The sequence below is a fragment of the Bradyrhizobium sp. genome, assembly GCF_049581145.1.
In the GTDB taxonomy this organism is placed as follows: domain Bacteria; phylum Pseudomonadota; class Alphaproteobacteria; order Rhizobiales; family Xanthobacteraceae; genus Bradyrhizobium.
Genome location: NZ_JBAURI010000166.1, coordinates 14,807 through 31,900 on the forward strand (window position 1 = coordinate 14,807; position 17,094 = coordinate 31,900).

The following is a 17,094-nucleotide window of genomic DNA, read 5'->3' on the forward strand; positions in this document are numbered from 1 at the left end:
CGCTCATTGCGTTTCTCCCCGGCTCGACCCGGCCATTTGCGGCGTCAGCGATTTGATGTAGGCCACGAGTGCGACGATCTGGCCTTCGTTCACCGATCCGGTGAAATTCGGCATCAGCGGCGGAAAGCCGGCCACTCTGTTCTTGGCGGGCAGCACGATGCAGTCGTGCAGATAGGCTTCGTCGGCGCTGACGGTGCGGCCGTCCGCAAGCTGCACCGCGTGCCCGTAGATGCCGTGCAGGTCGGGTGCGTGCACGGTCGAGCCCGGCGTGTGGCAGCCGGAGCAGCCCAGCGAATGGAACAGGACCTCGCCCTGATGGGCGAGGTCATCGCCTTCGGGCTGGGCTGCGCTCCAGCGCGCGTATTCTTCCGGCGTGACGACCACGAGCCGCCCGGCCATGACGGAATGATCGGTGCCGCAGAACTCGGCGCAGGTGAGATGATAGATGCCGGTCTTGGTCGCGTTGAACCAAAGGTAGGTGTAGCGGTCGGGCAGCACGTCCTGCTTCAATCGCAGCGCCGGCAGGTAGAGATCGTGGATCACGTCCTCCGACGTCATCGCAAGCCGGACATTGGTGTGCGCCGGCACATGCAGTTCGTCGATCTCGCGGGCGCCGCTCGGATGTTGAATGCGCCACATCCACTGCTTGGCGACGAGGTGAATCTCAAGCGCGTTCGGCGGCGCCTTCAATGCCGTGAGCTCGTCGGAGGCAGCCCACCAGAAGATGAACAGGAAGCTGAAAAAGGTTGCCGCGGTCCAGCAGATCTCGACCTCGCGGTCGAAGCGCTCCGGCGTCTCGCCCCGCGGCGCGCGCGAGCCTTTGTGGTAGCGGGCGAGAAAGATGATGATCAGCGCGGAAACCAGCAGGACCACGGCCACCGAAATGACCGAGAGCAGCATGAACAGTCGGTCGACATGGACCGCGTAGTCGGAGGCGGCGGTCGTGAACTGGGCGAGGCTCATGTCGGCGCACTCCGCCTTTCGCGCGCGACCATCAGCGAAATACCTCCCGCCAGCACAACGAGCGTCGCGAGGGCGGCAAGTTCGAGCATCGTGGTGATGCGCTCGGTGTAGATGCCCTTGACGGGGTCGTAGCCATAGCACAGCAGATGGATACGGTCGGCCAACGTGCCGACGGCGCCGTGGCCGGTGTCGACGATTGCCAGGCGCAAATCGCCGCCGTCCAGCCCGAGCGGTGACAGCACGCGGCGGATGTGTCCGATCGAATCGACCACATAGACCGCTGCCGGATGGGCGAATTGATCATGTTCGGCGTCATAGTAATAGCGCAGGCCGGCCGCCTGCGTCGCTGCGCGGATCTCGTGGTCGCCGCCGGTCAGGAATACCGCGGCCTGGCCGATCGGAGAGGTGCCGTCCATGTGCTCCGCGCGCATCGTTCGGGCGGCGTCGATGCCGTCTCGCGGATCGAGTCCAATCACGACCAGGCGGTAATCCGCGCCCGGCGTCAGTCCGGTCTTGGCGAGCCCGTTGACGGTAAATTCAAGCACCGGACCGCAGAGGCTGCGGCAGGTGTAATCGGCGAATATGACGACCGCCGATTTGCCGCCGAAGGCGCCGGCGAGCGTCACACGTCGGCCGCTGTCATCGAGAAAGCCGAGGTCGAGCGGCAATTCCGCGTTCGGCGCCGGCGCTGCGGCGACTGTCCTGATTTGCGCGGTGACGACGCCCGCCATCACCTGCGCGCCGGGCGACACCGTCGCCGCGACGGCGACGAGGAATCTTGCGATCGGGGTCCAGGTTGTCACGGCTTGGTCCCCCCCGGTGGAGGGGCTGCGGGCTGTCCGCCTTGCGCGGCTGCATCAGGAGTGACGGCCCGCTCGGCGGCAGCGGTCGGCGCGGACAGCGCCGGCTGCGGCGCGAGCAGCGGGGCATAAGCGTCGCTCCCTTTGCCAGCCAGCAGTTGCATGGCGCGTTCGATCGGGATTGTCGCGAGCGTGTGCTGATCGTTGGTCCAGCCCCAGCTCTCGAGTTTGCTCCGTTGTGCGGATTCGATGCGATGCAATTCCGCAATCTGCCCGGTGTCCACCCGCGGTTGCGGGAAAGTCGCGGGCGCGGGCACGGTCTTGGTCGGAACCGAGATCTGGTAGATGGCGTGGAAGCCGCCGATGGCGATGCCGAGCAGCAGCAGCGCGCTGAACGCCGTCCAGCCAATGAACGTCATGCTGACCGCAGGCGGCTCCGGAACGTATTGAAGATGTCCTTCATCGGGCATTGGCGGCCTCCTGCGACGAGGGGGAGGGGCGGGCTGCCGAGGACATGACCAGGACGACGACGAGCCCGATGGCGACGACTGCCAGCAATGCTGCAGCGAGCGCCGCCGAGCCGGCCGGCGGCGCGATCAGGTAGGCGTCGTAGACCGCGAGCCCCACCAGCGTCACGGCACCGATGGAGCGCAGTCGGGTTCTTTCGTTGCGAAAACGCGACTGGATCAAGGTCAGGATCGGGATGACTGAAACGAGCGCGAAAGCGGTCGCGGCAAGTGTCGCCCAGGGAAAGGGTTCGCGCGTTACGAACCATGTTTCCTCGCGCGGCAGGTCGCCGTACCAGATCACCAGCACCGCCATGAAGTCGATATAGGTGAGGCCGAGGACGGTCGCGAGCAGCAGGCCACCGAGGTCGCCGACGCCGGGATCGTCAGTGGCCATGGGAGCCCGGAGCGCCGCCCAGGCGAGCGCTGCGACCAGACAGGAGATCGCGACACTGGCGCCAAACGACGACGACGTGAAAGGCGCTTCGAGCGAGAGGACCCAGTCGATCGAGACGCCGCTGATGACAAGGGCGTGGAAGACGAGGCCGAAGGCGGCAAGAAGCTGCCCGCGCGGGCCGGTCATGCGCGGCAAGAGGAGTGACAGCGCCGACCAGCCGCCCAATGCCACCGCGGAGCGAAGTACGAAAGCGGGCCTGTTCAGATAGAATGAGAGGACATCGGGCTCGAGCGCCGGCGGATGCGCAAACCAGGGGTAGAGTACCGGGATCGCGACGAACAGGGGAATGGCCAGCAAGACGAGCACCGGAACGGCGGCAGTGGCTGGTTCGACGACAGGCGCGATCGTTTCGCCCCAGCGGCCGCCTGTGAGGCGATGGATCATCACCAGCGTGAGGCTGCCGACCAGGATCTGCGCCCAGAAAATGAGCCCTATCAGCCAGCCGGCGGCCGCGATCTTTGGCTCGATGATGGCGGTGGCGATCAGGCTTGCCGCGAGGAGGACGATCACCAGGGACATGATGCGAGTGCGACCTGAGGTCATCGGATGTGCTCCGCGGCATCCGGAACCTCCGCCACCTTGGCGCGCCGCGACAATTGCAAAGCGCGGATATAGGCGGCGATCGCCCAGCGATCGTGCGGATCGACGCGATCTGCGTAGGAGTACATCACGCCGTAGCCATGGGTCATCACGTCGTAGAAATGCTGCGCCGGCGCCGCAAGCAGCCGATCGATGTGATAGGAGGGTGGCGCCGGAAATCCGTGCTGCACGATGACGCCGTCGCCGTCGCCGGCCAGGCCGTGGCAAGGCGTGCAGAAGATATTGAAGCGCTCGCGCCCCCTTGCCAGCAAGTCCGCGGTGACGGGCGGCGGGGTCCTTGCGGCCGCGGCGCGATCGACGTCGCCTTGCGCGACCACGCCAATCGGCAGTGGCCGCGCCGAGCTGCCGTCGGGCCACAATGCCGTCGGCGCGTAGGTCGTGAGCTTGCGCTGCCGGGTCATGCTGAGATCGCATCCCATCAGCACACAGCCGCAGGCGAACAGCAGAATGAATGCCGGCAGGCGGCGGGTCATGGCCCGACCTCTTTGATGGAAGACGCGCCGCAGCGTTTGAGAAAATCGATCGCTCGTTGACGGTCGTCCTCTTCGTCGGGCTGTTCGATCGTCAGCACGAAGCGGTCCTGGCTTGCGCGCTCAAAACCTTCGACGGCAAACAGGGGATCACGCAGTTTCGGCAGGCCGGTTTCGAACAGGAAGGTCGCGAACCCGCAAACTGCCGCCAGCAGGATGCCCGTCGCAAACGGCACCAGCATGAAGGCCGGCCAGGCATTGAGCGGCCGGCCACCGCTATTGTAGGGATAGTTGATGACCGCGGAGTAATATTGCAGGCCGTAGGCCAGCGCCGCCATTGCGACGCCGCCGATGAACATCGCCAGGCGGATGTGGCTGCGACGAGGTTCGAGCAGCTCCGACAAGCCTTCGACCGGGAAGGGTGTGTAGGCATCGAGCAAGCGGTAGTGCACGCCGCGCGCGCGTCGGGCGGCGTCGACCAAACGTCGCTGGTCCCTGAATTCGGCGAGCAACAGGCCGCTCATCGCGTCTGCTCCTCGGCCACCAGCTTGCGCACCTCGTGCATCGAGACAACCGGCACCAAGCGGACGAAAACGAGATACATCAGGGCGAACGGCCCGAGCGAGCCGAACGTGGTGATCCAGTCCCAAAGCGTCGGCAGGAACAACCGCCACATGCTGGGGCTATAGCCGTGCGACAGCGTATTCCAGATGATCAGGATGCGTTCCAGCCACATCCCGATGTTGATGATGACCGCGATGACGAACACCGCGACGAGACTGCGGCGGACCGCGGCAAACCAGAACGCCTGCGGGATCACCACGTTGCAGAGCAGAAGCGCCCAATACATCGGTGCGTAGGCACCCGTGAACTCGAACGCCAGCAGGCCGCGGTCGGTGTGATCGCCGCCATACCAGGCGTTGAACCATTCGGTGCCGTAGGAGAGGCCCATGATGATCGCCGCCGCCAGCATGACCTTGGCCATGACATCGAAATGGGCGATCGTGATCAGGCCCTGCATGCGCAAGCCCCATCGCACCAGCGCGGCAAGGCACACAACCATCGCGAAGCCGGAATACATGGCGCCGACCACGAAATAGGGCGGGAAGATCGTCTCCTGCCAGCCCGGCATCAGGCTTGCCGCGAAATCCATGCCGACCACGCTGTGCAACGATACGACAAGGGGCACGCCCAGGCAGGCCAGCGCGAGATGCAGTGTTTCGTAGGCCTGCCAGTGCCGAGCCGAGCCGCGCCAGCCCAGCGCCAATGCGCCGTAGATGACGGCGGGCGCCTTCGTCGTGGCGCGGTCGCGCAGGGTCGCGAGATCCGGGATCAGGCCGACATAGAAGAACAGGATCGAGAACAGGATGTAGCTCAGGATCGCCCAGAAATCCCAGATCAGGGCGCTGCGCCATTGCGGCCACACGTGCATGGTGTTGGGATAGGGCGTGAGCCAGTAGAAGTACATCGGACGGCCGAGATGGATGATCGGGAAGATGCCGGCGATGGTGGCGGCGAACAGCGTCATTGCCTCCGCGAAGCGGTTGGTCGATGCGCGCCATTTCTGGCGCATCAGGAGCAGCATCGATGAAATCAGCGTTCCTGCATTGCCGATGCCGATCCACCACACGTAGTTGGCAATGGCCACGCCCCAGACCACCGTGGTGTTGATGCCCCAGATCCCGATACCGCGGTACAGGATGAGAAACACCGCGATCAGAAATCCGGCCGTGACGACGAGACTGACGGCGAAGCCGATCCACCACGCGCGCCAGCTCCACATCTCGGGCACGAGCAGCGGCGAGGCGACCATCGCGTTGACGGCATCGAAGCTGCGCGCGCCAGGCAGCGTCCATCGTTCGGGGTCCGCCGCGGCTTCGACATTGCTGGTCGCCGTCATGGTCACGACCGCGCCTTTCCGTAGTCGGGATTCGGATTTTGCAGGCGGGCGAGATAGGTCGTGCGGGGGCGGGTGCCGAGCTCGCCGAGCAGCGCGTAGCTTCGCGCCTCTGATCGCAACGCGTGGATGGCCGCCTTTTGATTCGACAGGTTGCCGAAATTGATGGCCTGGGTCGGGCACGCCGCCTGGCAGGCGGTGACGACCTCGCCCTCGCCGATCGCGCGGCCCTCCTTCTCGGAGTCACGCCGCGCCAGGCTGATGCGCTGAACGCAATAGGTGCATTTCTCCATCACGCCACGCGCGCGGACCGTGACGTTCGGATTGAACACCGCCTTGACGATATCCTCACCGAGGCTGCCATATTCCTCGCCGTCGGCATAGCCGAAGAAGTTGAAGCGGCGGACCTTGTAGGGACAGTTCGACTCGCAGAAGCGCGTGCCCACGCAGCGGTTGTAGACCTGCAGGTTCAGTCCCTCGCTGTCGTGGACAGAGGCGGCGACCGGACAGACGGGCTCGCAGGGCGCATGTTCGCAATGCATGCAGGGCGTCGGGCTGAAGCCCGGCCGTCCATCGACGACATAGTCGTCGATGCGCAGCCAATGCATGTCGCGGCCTTCCGCGATCTCGTCGGGACCGACGATCGGAACGTTGTTCTCGGCCTGGCAGGCAACGACACAGGCATTGCAGCCGATGCAGGCCGACGCGTCGATGGCCATGGCCCATTCGTAGGTGTCGTCATGCGGCGCCGGATAGAGCGTCGGCGGATTGGCGCCGGGCTTGCTGAAATCGAAATCGTGCTTTGCTGCGTCCTTGGCAAGGTCGGACAGCGTCAGGCGCGGCTGCAGATCCCGGGCTTCGCCCTCCAGCTCGAAGAAATGCTGGGTACGCAACAGATTTTCGTTGCGCCCAGTGCGGACGATGGTGAAGCCGTCGGTCAGCCATGGCGAATCCATTTGCCGCGCCGGGTAGACATCGAAGCCGACGCCATTGCCGAGGCTGCCGGCGCGCGTGCGGCCGTAGCCCAGCGTCGCCTCGATGGTTTGCGGCGCCTGGCCCGCGCGCACCAGCACAGCTGCTTCAAGGCTGGTCTGACCTCGCTTGAGCTGAATCACGTCGCCGTCGACCAGGCCGAGGCTCTTGGCGTCTTCCTCGGCGAGATGGAGCGCGTTGCCCCAGACCTGCCGGGTGAACGGCTTGGGGCATTCCTGCAGCCACGCATTGTTGGCCATGCTGCCGTCGAAGACGGACGGGTCGGGCGAGAGCACCAGGGTGTAGTTTTGCGCGCTGGCGGCCGGCGCGAGCTGCGGCAGCTTTGGCGCCGGCAGCGAGATTCTGGCCGACGCGGTATTTGCCACGACGCCATCCTGCAGCGCCTGCCGCCACCACGCCTCAGGATCGCCATTGGCGCCGCTTTGCGGCTGCCACTGCCTGCGAACCAGATCGATAGGGGACGACGCCATGTCCCCCTGCAGCATCGCGAGCATTTGATGGGCGTTTCGGCTGTCATAGAGCGGCTGAATCAGGGGCTGGACGATGCTCGCAGTGCCGTCGAAGGCCCGGATGTCGGACCAGCTTTCCAGGACGTGCGTCTGAGGCAGATGCCAGGTGCAGCGTTCGGCGGTCTCGTCGCGATAGGGGCCGAGCTGGACCGAGAACGGAACCGCGGACAGGGCGTCGGCAAAGCCGAGCTCGCCCGGCGTGTCGTAGACCGGATTGACGCCCATCATGATCAAGGTGCCGACGCGCCCGGCGTGGATATCGGCGACCAGACCGCGTAGCGAGTCGGCATGGCCAGTGGCGACGGGATCGACCGGTGCGATGAAATCCACCGGCGCCTGCAGCTGGGCGTTGATCCAATGGCAGAGTGCGTGCACCTCCGCCAGCTGACGTGGCCCGGCGAGCACCAGGGCCGCGCCGCGCCGGGCCATCAGATCGGCCGCCGCCGCCCTGGTGAATTGCTCCGCTTCGCCGGGCAGTTGCGGCGGCTCAGCCGCGGCGCCGAGCGCGCGCGCGATCTCGATCGCGACATTGCGGATCAATTCCGGTTGCAGCGCGACGCGATGGTCCGCCAGCGCGCCCGTCAAGGTCCATGACGGCTCGGCCGTGTAGAGCCGCAACGAGTCGGTCGGAACATGCGAGCGCCGCGCCTCAACAAGGTCGCGACCGGAGCGGATCTGTTGCGGTCCAAAACCGATCGGATCGGCATCCAGCGTCAGCACCACCCGCGCGTCGCGCAGGCGCGGCAGCCCAGTGGCGGCCTGACCGAACGCCTGCATGGCGCCGGCGCGAATGGCATCGTCTTCGACGGGCTCGTAGCGATACCATTTGCTGTTGGGCATCGATCGCATCAGCGCATCGATCTGCGCGATCAAGGTCGGAGAGGTGATGCGGCCGGTGAGCAGGGCAAGCCCCGCGCCCTGTTTGGCGCGCAACTGGTCAAGCCGCGGCAGTAACGCCGCCTCGAAAGAACTCCAGGACTGGATTCGATTGCCGCCGTAGGGCGCCTTGGAGCGGTCGGGGTCGTAGAGCGACAGAATGGTCGCCTCGCCGAACACGTCGGTCGAGCCAAGGCTTGCCGGATGACGTGGATTGCCGTTGATCTTGATCGGCCGGCCCTCGACCGAGGTGACGATGACGCCTCGGCCATAGCCGGCAAGCGGCAAGGCGCTGGCGAATTGCAGTGGCAGTCCGGGCGTCTCCCGCTCCGGAATCTGGACATAGGGCACCACCTCCTCGGGAGGTCGACCGCACGAAGCCAGCGTCGTGGCCACGCCGCCAAGGAAAAACTTCAGGGCGGAGCGCCGATTCAGTCCCGCGTCACGTGACGGCCTTGCACCCGCCGAACCGTCCGGGAACTCGTCATGCGCTTTCATCGGTGGCACACCGAGCAGTCCGTGAGATGCTTGTTGTCGAGATATTGGTGGGCCAGGATCGCGGCGCGCCGCGCCTGGTCTGAAGGGAATTGCCAGTCCGGGTCGAACACGGCGGACGCCGGTCGCATGTTCGGGCCGGGATTGCGATGACAGTCGAGACACCATCCCATGGTGAGCGGCGCCGCCTGCCGCATCAGCGGCATGGTCGCGACCGGCCCGTGGCAGGTGGTGCAGCCAATGCCCTTGGCGACGTGGATCGAGTGATCGAAATAGACATAATCAGGGAGTCTGTTGACCTTGTTCCAGTGGATCGGTTGATCCTCGGCGAGGCTCTCACGAACCGGCGCAAGCATCGCGGCCTGCGTGTAGAGTTGCGAATGGCAGGTCATGCAGGTGTGGCTCGGCGGAATGCCAGCGACCGGCGAGGTCTCGACCGCACTATGGCAGTAGCGGCAGTCGAGACCGAGCTGGCCGACATGGTGGGCATGGCTGAAGGGCACGGGCTGGTCCAGGGTGATGGATTGGTCGGTCGTGTATTCGGAAGCTGAGATCCAGTAGCCCGCCCCGACCACGAGGAACGGCACCACGACGATCGCGACCAGAACGCTTCGAACGACCGTGTCGGCATAGGGTCCAAACAATTGCGGCATCAGCCGTTACTCTCCGCAGATCCGGCGCCATGTCGCACGCGGGCTCGGAACCAGTGCGCAACGCGACCATGGACCAATGGTTCCTAACCCGGAACGGCTTTCGATTCCGTCCTGGTCGGGCCTGGGAGCCGCGGCTCGCGAAGCCTCGGCGCGGTTGGAATGCGGCCTTCCGGCTGCCGGAGATCGAAATCATTGCCACTCTTGTGCTTGGAACCGGATCGCAAGCCGCGGCGTTCAATGGCGAGCCGCCATGATGCCAGTGCGGCGGATCATCGCTGGCCAGTCGAAACGACGGCCGGCGACGGGCCGTCGTCCGATTGGCTTTTTTGCTGGCATCCGCTCGAAGGGCGTCATTTGGAATGAAAATCAGGCTGCCACAACGGATCGGCCTCGTTCGGCTATCGCTTCTTGCACTCGTCGTGGGGCTTGTCGCCGGCGTCGGTGCGGTCGTTTTCCGTGCATTGATCGGCTTGCTGCACAACATCGCTTTCCTCGGGCTGTTCTCGACAAACTATGATGCGAGCCTGTTCACGCCACCCGGCCGCTGGGGCGTCTTCATCATCCTTGTTCCGGTCCTCGGCAGCATTCTGGTGACGTTTCTGATCACCAAATTCGCACCCGAAGCGCGTGGCCATGGCGTGCCCGAGGTGATGGATGCGATCTATTATCGGGAGGGCGTGATCCGGCCGGTAGTCGCGATCGTCAAGTCCGTGGCATCGGCGATTTCGATCGGCACCGGCGCGGCGGTCGGTCGCGAGGGGCCGATCATCCAGATCGGCGCTGCACTTGGCTCCACGCTCGGCCAGATCATTCGGATGGAGCCGTGGCAGCGCATCACCCTCGTGGCGGCGGGCGCGGGGGCCGGCATCGCCGCGACCTTCAACACGCCGATTGGCGGCGTCATGTTCGCGATCGAACTGATGATGCCGGAATTGAGCGCGCGCACGTTTCTTCCGGTGGCGCTGGCAACGGGAGCGGCGACTTTCGTCGGGCGGATCTTTTTCGGCATTCACCCGGCCTTCGCGATTCCGGCGACGCTCCTGTCGTCCTCGCATCAGGCGACGCTGGCGGCACTCCTGCTGTTCGCATTGCTCGGTGCATTGATCGGGATCGCCGCCACGGCCTTTGTGCGCGGCCTCAGTCTCGCCGAAGACGTGTTCGAACGCATCGACAATCCTTATCTGCGCCATGCGCTGGGGATGTTCGCGCTGGGATTGCTGCTGTACGCCTTTCTCGCACTGAGCGGACGTTATTACGTCGAGGGCGTCGGTTACGCGACCATCCAGGCGATCCTCACCGGCAATCTGGAAATTCCGGCGCTGCTCTTGCTATTGTCCGTTGCCAAGCTCGCGGCCACCCTCATGAGTCTGGGCTCCGGCGCCTCCGGCGGAATATTTTCGCCCTCGCTGTTCATGGGAGCCTCGCTTGGCGGCGCGTTCGGTGCGCTTGTGACGGCCGTTCACCCGATCGACGGCTTCGGAACGACGACTGCGGCCATCATCGGCATGGCTGCCATGGTGGGAGGAGGCACCGGCGCCGCGATGACCGCGGTGACCATGATCTTCGAGATGACCCGCGACTACGATCTGGTGATGCCGAGCATCATCGCGGTGGCGTTGGCGATCGGCGTGCGGCGGCTGCTGTCACAGGAGAACATCTACACGATCAAGCTGGTGGGACGCGGGCACAAGGTCCCGAAGGCGATGCATGCCAACATGTTTCTGATCCGATCGGCGAGCGAGGTGATGGAGCGCGACTTCATCCTCGCCCCCGCGGATGCCGATCTCGACGAGTTTCTGCGCCAGCACGGCGCCAGCGGCGGCATGAAGTATGTGGTGGTCGCCAATAATAATCACATCGCCGGTGTCTTGCGCATCAATACCGGGCTGAGGCGAGGGCTTGAGTCTGCTCATGCCAAGGTCCGCCTCGGCGACGTCGCGAACCGGACCTTCACTCTGGCGCGCGAAGGCGACGTGGTGTTCGACGTGGTTCGTCGGATGTCACGCCGCGGCGCGGCCATGGCGGTCGTCACGACAACAAATGCGCGCGGCCGGCCGTCGCAGATCGTCGGGGTCATCTCCAAGGAACACATCGCCGATTCGGTTTCCGATAGCATCAGGCCGTTTGCCGGGTAGCGATCCGGACAGGCCATCCGTCGACCGGGCAGGGCGTCGGCGCGGTTCGCATGCGGCGGAAAAAGGAACCATGCCAGCGCGGCAAGCTGTGCAAGCGGCGTCTTGTCGGCCCTCTCAAAGATATCCCACGCCCATCTCGCTTGCGAATTTCGTGGGCGAGCCTTCCCAGGTGAGCCGGCCGTGGTCCAGGACATAGACGCGGTCTGCATGCGGCAACGCGAAAGTGACGTTTTGCTCGCCGAGCAGCAGCGTGATCGCGCTGGTGCGTCGCAGCTCGCCGAGCGCTCTTGAAAGCTGTTCAATGATGACCGGCGCCAAACCCGATGTCGGTTCGTCAAGGATCAACAAGGTCGGTTGCATCATCAGCGCCCTTGCGATGGCCAGCATCTGCTGTTCGCCGCCCGACAGCGTGCGGGCGGCCTGGGCCTGCCGCGATGAAAGAATGGGAAATAGCTCGAACAGCCGGTCAAGCTGCTCTCGGCGCTTGTCCTTCGGCAGAAGATGGCCGCCGAGATCGAGGTTCTCGCGGACGCTCATCGTTCCGAACAATTCCCGCGATTCCGGGCATTGCACGATGCCCGTGCGGGCGATCTCGCCGGCGTTTGAGCGGACGAGATCGCGCTCGGCGAAGCGAATGCTGCCGGAAAACGGCACCAGCCCCGAGATCGCATTGAACAAAGTGGTTTTGCCCGCGCCGTTCAGCCCCACGATCGATACGCATTCGCCCTGTCTGACCACGAGCCGGACGTCGTCCAATGCCGTGGCCTTGCCGTACAATACGCCAAGCCGGTCGATTTGCAGGAGCGGTTTCGCGGTGGACTGGACCGCTGCCCGATAGCCGGTGTCTTCGATCTTGCCACCCAGATAGACGCGACGAACGGTCTCGTCCGCCATGACGTCGTCCGGTGTACCCTCCGCGATGGGCTTGCCGAGGTACATCGCCAGCACGTGATCGGCGAGAGCGGAGATGCTCCTGACGCTGTGGTCGACCAGCAGGATGGCGCGGCCCTCGCTGCCGAGTTTGCGGATCAACTCGGAAAAGGCGGCGATCTCGGCAAGCGTCAGCCCGGCGAAGGGCTCGTCGATCAGGATGACTTTGGGATTGCGCGCGATCGCCTTGGCGAGCTCCATCCGGCGCAGGTCCGCGAAAGTCAGCGTGCCCGGTCGCCGGTCGACGACCTTTCCGAGCCCGACCTGCTCGGCGATCACGCGGGCCTTTTCGACGATTTCAGGTTCGACCGCAAGTCGCAGCAACGAGTCGGGAAGGAGTGCCAGCTTGATGTTTTCCAAGACGGTCTGGCGATGGAGCGGGCGCGAATGCTGAAACATGATGCTGATGCCGGCCCGCGCGATCCGATGCGGGGGAAGCCCGGCAAGGTCGACGCCGTTGAGTCTGATCGTGCCGGCATCGGGTCTTTCGATGCCCATGATCAGCTTCATCACGGTGGACTTGCCGGAGCCGTTCGAGCCGATGAGCCCGAGAATCCGGCCTTCATGCAGATCGAAATCGATGCCGTTGACGGCGACCAGCCCTCCGAACGCCTTGCGCAATCCGCGGACCTCGAGGCAAGGAGGCGGGCTCACTTCGACCCCCTGACGCGCAGTGCAAGGCCGAGCATGCCGTCCGGGAACAGTAGGATGACTGCGAGTGCGACCGCTGCCACGACGAAGGTGTTGAGTTGCCCGAGCGGGCGCAGGAATTCGCTCGCGACGATCAGAAAGACGGCGCCGAACGCGGCGCCGATGATCGTCCTGCGGCCGCCAAGGATGGCGGCAATGATGATCTGCACCCCGATGCCGATGTCGATCACGGTATCGACTGACGCCGCTCCCATGTAGAAGATCAGCATTGCGCCGGCCAGGCCGGACAGTATCGCGCTGATGCAGAAGGCCGCCACCTTGTGCTTGGTCACGTTGAATCCGAGGACGGCCGCCTCGATCGGATCCTGACCGCTGGCCTGCAGGATCAGGCCAAGGGCCGAGCTGGCGATCCGGGCCAGGATCACGGCGCACACGATCAGGAAGGCCAGCGCGTAGTAGTAATTGGTCACCGCATCGATCGACAGGACGTTGAACACCGTCATGCCGATTTCGCCGCCCGTGAAGCGGGCGAAGATGACGATCGCGTTCTGCAGCAGGAGGACGGCGACCAGCGTCACCAGCCCGAAATAGGGGCCGCGCAGCCGCAGCGCCGGAACAGCGAGCAGGACGCCTCCGACGAGCGCGGTCGCTGCCGCGGCGACCAGGCAAAGCGGGATCGGGAGGTGGAATTGATTGTTCAGAATGGCGGCCGAATAGGCGCCAAGGCCGATCAGGAAGGTCGGTCCAAAATTGACTTCTCCCGCGAAGCCGAACAGAAGATCCCAACTCATCGCAAAGACGCCGAAATAGTAGGCGCCTGTGAGTACGCCGAGCAGATAGGCGGACAGCCATAGCGGCAGCAACGCCGCCACCGCGACCGCGCCGATCGAAATCCAGAACAGCCGGGATTTGAGCAAGGCATGCATGGCTGTTCCTATCTGCGACCGAGCAATCCCTGCGGGCGCGCGTAGACGACGAGCACGAGCAGTATCAGCGCCGGGATGGGCCGCAATGTCGGAGCGATCAGGTAGGCGGTCGCCGTCTCCAGATAGCCGACCACATAGGCCGCGATCAGCGAACCGGACACGCTTCCAAGGCCGCCCAACACGACAATGGAGAACGCGCTCGCCGTGAGCTGGCTCACATTGTTGGTGCTGACGCCGAGGAATGACGCCAGCAAAACGCCGGCGATGCCGGCGAGCACGCCATAGATGCCCCATACCAGCCAATAGATCCGCGAAAGGTTAAATCCGAGCAGGGTGAGCGCGCGCGGGTTGATGGATGCGGCGAGCAATGCCTTCCCGGCACCGGTTCGGTTGACGAACAGCCAAAGCAGGCACATCACCAGCCAGCATAGCACCGCCACCAGGATTTCATTGTTGGGCGTTGTCACGCCGAAAATATCGCTGGTACCCGAAACCAGCGGCAGCATCGTCACCGGGTTGTCGGAAAAGAGATAGGACATGCCGACCTGGATCATGATGCCCCAGAGCAATGTGCCCGTCAGGACGAAGATCTCCGTTTCCTCATGAGCGATGGAACGAGACCGCTGAATCGGCCTCACGACGACGAAATAGGTGAGATAGGCCAGTGCCAGTGCGGCGGCCACGCCGGCCAATGCACCGAGGTAGGTCCCGAAGGCGAGGGTGCCTCCGGCGTACCACCCGATCAACGCCGCAACGACCATGATCGCGCCGTGGGAGAGGTTGAGCACTCCCGATACGCCGAATATCAAGGTGAAGCCGATCGCTCCCAAGGCGTAAAGAGAGCTGATCGCGAAGCCGTCGACGAGTATCTGCAGCGCTTGCATGGACGGAGATATCCAGGTGGTTGGATGCCTTACGACAACGGGGTCCGTGTCGTAAGGCGAAGGTCTGTGTGCGGGTCCGGGTGAACCTTGTGTGGCCGACGGAGTCCGCTATCCCGCCTTCTGGCTCGTGTTGGCGGCCTGCTTCGGCAGTTTGACGAAGGCCGGGAATTCGATCTTGGCGTTGGCCTTGTCGCGTGGCCAAACCGTCATCTGCTTTCCATTCTGCCACTGGATGTCGACGCCGGTGATCAGGCCGGGGCCGTATTTGATGGCGTGCGTGTACGGATCGTTCCGGCCATAGAACTGGACGCGGCCGATGGTGCCGACATAGTCCGTCTTCTCGAGCGCCTCCACCAGTTTGTCCGGGTCGGTTGAGCCGGCGCTCTTCACGGCGTCGGCGATGATGTGGACGTCATCATAGGACGAATAGCCGTCGTAGGCCGGCGAAACGCCAAAGCGCTTGGTGTAAGCCTCGGTAAAAGGGATGGTCTGCGGCGTGAGCGCGACGCCGGGCGAAGCGGCAGTCGCCGTGATGATGCCTTCGGCCGCGCCATTCGTGTCTTTCCAGAACGAACTGGTCGTTGCCTGGGAGCTCTGGCCGGTCATCGGTATCGGCACCTGCTGTTCGTGCCACTGCACGGTCGGCTGGACACCCACGTGGCTGATGCCGGTCGTGATGACGTCGGGATGCTCGCCTTCGATCTTGTTGAAGATCGGCGTGAAGTCGGTGGTGTCGGGATTGAATCGGATGTGGTCCAGCACCTTCAGACCGGCTTTTGGCAGGCATTCGAGGTAACGGGCATCGAGAGGCGTGGTCCACGCGGCATCCTCGCTCATGATCACCGTCGACTTCATATTGAAGTCCTTGACCAGCGTGTCCTTGTCGAAATCGCAAATCGATTGGGCAATGAAAGCCGAGGTCAGCCAGCCGTGGAAGGTGTATTTGTAGTGGGAGTAGTCGTCGTGAACCTGTTTCGAGATGTCGTTGCTTGCGGCGCCGGGCGTGATGTAAGGCATGTGCAGTCTTGCAGACCAGGGTTCGAGCGCCAACGCGACTTCGCTGATGTAGCTCCCGATCACTGCGACCACCTTGTCTTCGTCCGCCGCCCGCTGGAACGCCCTGACTGCGTCTGCCGCGGAGGAATGATCGTCGTAGGTGATGACTTCGATCTTGCGACCGTTGACGCCCCCGTGCGCGTTGATGTCGTCGGCGGCCATCTGGGCCGCTTTCGTGATCGAGGCTCCCGCCACCGACGATTCTTCGCCGATCACCCCGATCTTGATGGGTTCTGCGGCTTGTGCGCTTTGCGTGAGCCACGCCAAAGACGCGACCAGTGCAGCGCTGCCCACGGTGAGACGTTGCGCCGAGACGCGCATTCGCTTGTCCGCTTTCATCGAACTTTCCTCCGTTGTTTATCGTGTCGCCTCTGGATTGCGTAAGGTCCGCGCAGCGGCCTTGTTCCTATTTTTTGCTACAAGTTGCCGTGAGAGCATCCGATGGACCGTCGCATTCGGTCGGCGCCATCGGACCTCTGCGTGTAGCTGTCGCTTGTAACCAAAGTCGTAGCAGCGAAAGCTTGGCCCGCTTGCAACATTTGCTTTCGCACTGCGTTGGCCCGGCGAAATCCTCATTGTCGGCCGAAAAGATCTGCAGGGAAAATCATCATGAATGTCAGCGAATATGTTTGGCATCGGCTGTCGGAGTGGGGCTTGAAGCGGGTCTACGGATATCCGGGAGATGGCGTCGGCGGCCTCGACGTCGCCCTCGAGCGCGCCCGGGAAACAATGGAATACGTCCAGGTGCGGCACGAGGAGATGGCTGCCTTCATGGCGTCCGCGCATGCGAAGTTCACCGGCCAGGTCGGCCTCTGCTATGCGACCTCCGGGCCAGGAGCGATCCATTTGCTGAACGGGCTTTACGACGCCAAGATGGATCACGTTCCGGTCGTAGCCCTGGTCGGACAGCAGGCGAGATCCGGGCTCGGCGCCAGCTATCAGCAGGAAGTCGATCTCCAGAACCTGTTCAGCGACGTTGCGGAATTCGTCGGCTTGGCCAGTGTACCCGTTCAGGTCCGCCACCTGCTGGATCGGGCGGTGCGCATCGCGCATGTGAGAAGGGGCGTCAGCTGCGTCATTCTGCCCAATGATCTTCAGGAGCTGGAGTACAAGGACCCGCCGATGGCCCATGGGGCCACGCATACGGGGGTGGGATATGCCGGTCCCGCCAAATTGCCCGACGAGGAATCCTTGCGCGCCGCCGCAGAAGTCCTGAACGGCGGCAACAAAGTCGCAATGCTGGTCGGCGCCGGCGCACTCGACGCGACCGACGAAGTCATTGCGGTAGCGGAG

The 17,094-nt window shown here is 64.1% G+C and carries 15 protein-coding genes; 2 read left to right on the plus strand and 13 right to left on the minus strand.

Annotation, left to right across the window (positions count from 1 at the left end):
* Nucleotides 1-3: 3 nt before the first annotated feature.
* Genes coxB through WCB02_RS05485 form a run of 9 tightly spaced genes read right to left on the minus strand, consistent with a single transcriptional unit; the run spans nucleotide 4 to nucleotide 9,219 of the window.
* Entirely contained in the window at nucleotides 4-963 is a 960-nt protein-coding gene (gene coxB, locus WCB02_RS05445; protein ID WP_423956814.1) for a cytochrome c oxidase subunit II, read from the minus strand.
* Nucleotides 960-1,766, minus strand: coding sequence for an SCO family protein (locus tag WCB02_RS05450; protein WP_423956815.1), 807 nt, complete (start codon nucleotides 1,764-1,766; stop codon nucleotides 960-962). Before WCB02_RS05450 ends, coxB begins: the two co-directional genes overlap by 4 nt.
* Nucleotides 1,763-2,233: a hypothetical protein gene (locus tag WCB02_RS05455; RefSeq protein WP_423956816.1), complete on the minus strand. Its 471-nt coding sequence runs from the start codon at nucleotides 2,231-2,233 to the stop codon at nucleotides 1,763-1,765. Before WCB02_RS05455 ends, WCB02_RS05450 begins: the two co-directional genes overlap by 4 nt.
* Nucleotides 2,223-3,269, minus strand: coding sequence for a hypothetical protein (locus tag WCB02_RS05460; RefSeq protein WP_423956817.1), 1,047 nt, complete (start codon nucleotides 3,267-3,269; stop codon nucleotides 2,223-2,225). The genes WCB02_RS05455 and WCB02_RS05460 overlap by 11 nt, the downstream gene beginning before the upstream one ends.
* On the minus strand, nucleotides 3,266-3,799 hold the full coding sequence (locus tag WCB02_RS05465) for a c-type cytochrome (RefSeq protein WP_423956818.1): 534 nt from the start codon (nucleotides 3,797-3,799) through the stop codon (nucleotides 3,266-3,268). The genes WCB02_RS05460 and WCB02_RS05465 overlap by 4 nt, the downstream gene beginning before the upstream one ends.
* Nucleotides 3,796-4,320 (minus strand): DUF3341 domain-containing protein, encoded by a 525-nt coding sequence (locus tag WCB02_RS05470; protein WP_423956819.1) that lies wholly within the window; start codon nucleotides 4,318-4,320, stop codon nucleotides 3,796-3,798. Before WCB02_RS05470 ends, WCB02_RS05465 begins: the two co-directional genes overlap by 4 nt.
* Entirely contained in the window at nucleotides 4,317-5,696 is a 1,380-nt protein-coding gene (gene nrfD, locus WCB02_RS05475; RefSeq protein WP_423956831.1) for an NrfD/PsrC family molybdoenzyme membrane anchor subunit, read from the minus strand. The genes WCB02_RS05470 and nrfD overlap by 4 nt, the downstream gene beginning before the upstream one ends.
* Before the next feature lie 2 nt (nucleotides 5,697-5,698).
* Complete coding sequence (locus WCB02_RS05480; protein WP_423956820.1) at nucleotides 5,699-8,569, minus strand: 4Fe-4S dicluster domain-containing protein; 2,871 nt, start codon at nucleotides 8,567-8,569, stop codon at nucleotides 5,699-5,701.
* Nucleotides 8,566-9,219 carry a cytochrome c3 family protein gene (locus tag WCB02_RS05485; protein ID WP_423956821.1) on the minus strand — a complete coding sequence of 218 codons (654 nt, stop codon included), beginning with the start codon at nucleotides 9,217-9,219 and terminating at the stop codon, nucleotides 8,566-8,568. The genes WCB02_RS05480 and WCB02_RS05485 overlap by 4 nt, the downstream gene beginning before the upstream one ends.
* A 359-nt stretch (nucleotides 9,220-9,578) precedes the next feature.
* On the opposite strand from WCB02_RS05485, the gene WCB02_RS05490 reads away from it, so the two are divergent.
* Complete coding sequence (locus WCB02_RS05490; protein WP_423956822.1) at nucleotides 9,579-11,354, plus strand: chloride channel protein; 1,776 nt, start codon at nucleotides 9,579-9,581, stop codon at nucleotides 11,352-11,354.
* A 114-nt stretch (nucleotides 11,355-11,468) separates the two neighbouring features.
* Here the strand turns inward: WCB02_RS05490 and WCB02_RS05495 are convergent, their stop codons facing one another.
* The 4 genes from WCB02_RS05495 to WCB02_RS05510 all read right to left on the minus strand — a co-directional run bounded on the left by WCB02_RS05495 (nucleotide 11,469) and on the right by WCB02_RS05510 (nucleotide 16,140).
* Entirely contained in the window at nucleotides 11,469-12,938 is a 1,470-nt protein-coding gene (locus tag WCB02_RS05495) for an ATP-binding cassette domain-containing protein (protein ID WP_423956823.1), read from the minus strand.
* Nucleotides 12,935-13,861, minus strand: a complete 927-nt coding sequence (locus WCB02_RS05500) for a branched-chain amino acid ABC transporter permease (RefSeq protein ID WP_423956824.1) — start codon at nucleotides 13,859-13,861, stop codon at nucleotides 12,935-12,937. The genes WCB02_RS05495 and WCB02_RS05500 overlap by 4 nt, the downstream gene beginning before the upstream one ends.
* 8 nt (nucleotides 13,862-13,869) lie before the next feature.
* The gene (locus tag WCB02_RS05505) at nucleotides 13,870-14,745 is read right to left on the minus strand and encodes a branched-chain amino acid ABC transporter permease (protein ID WP_423956825.1); all 876 of its coding nucleotides are present in this window, start codon (nucleotides 14,743-14,745) and stop codon (nucleotides 13,870-13,872) included.
* 108 nt (nucleotides 14,746-14,853) lie between these two features.
* Nucleotides 14,854-16,140, minus strand: a complete 1,287-nt coding sequence (locus tag WCB02_RS05510; RefSeq protein ID WP_423956826.1) for an ABC transporter substrate-binding protein — start codon at nucleotides 16,138-16,140, stop codon at nucleotides 14,854-14,856.
* A 270-nt stretch (nucleotides 16,141-16,410) separates the two neighbouring features.
* Here WCB02_RS05510 and WCB02_RS05515 point away from each other — a divergent pair.
* Nucleotides 16,411-17,094, plus strand: a 684-nt coding sequence (locus WCB02_RS05515) for a thiamine pyrophosphate-binding protein (RefSeq protein ID WP_423956827.1), incomplete at its 3' end; no start/stop codon positions are given.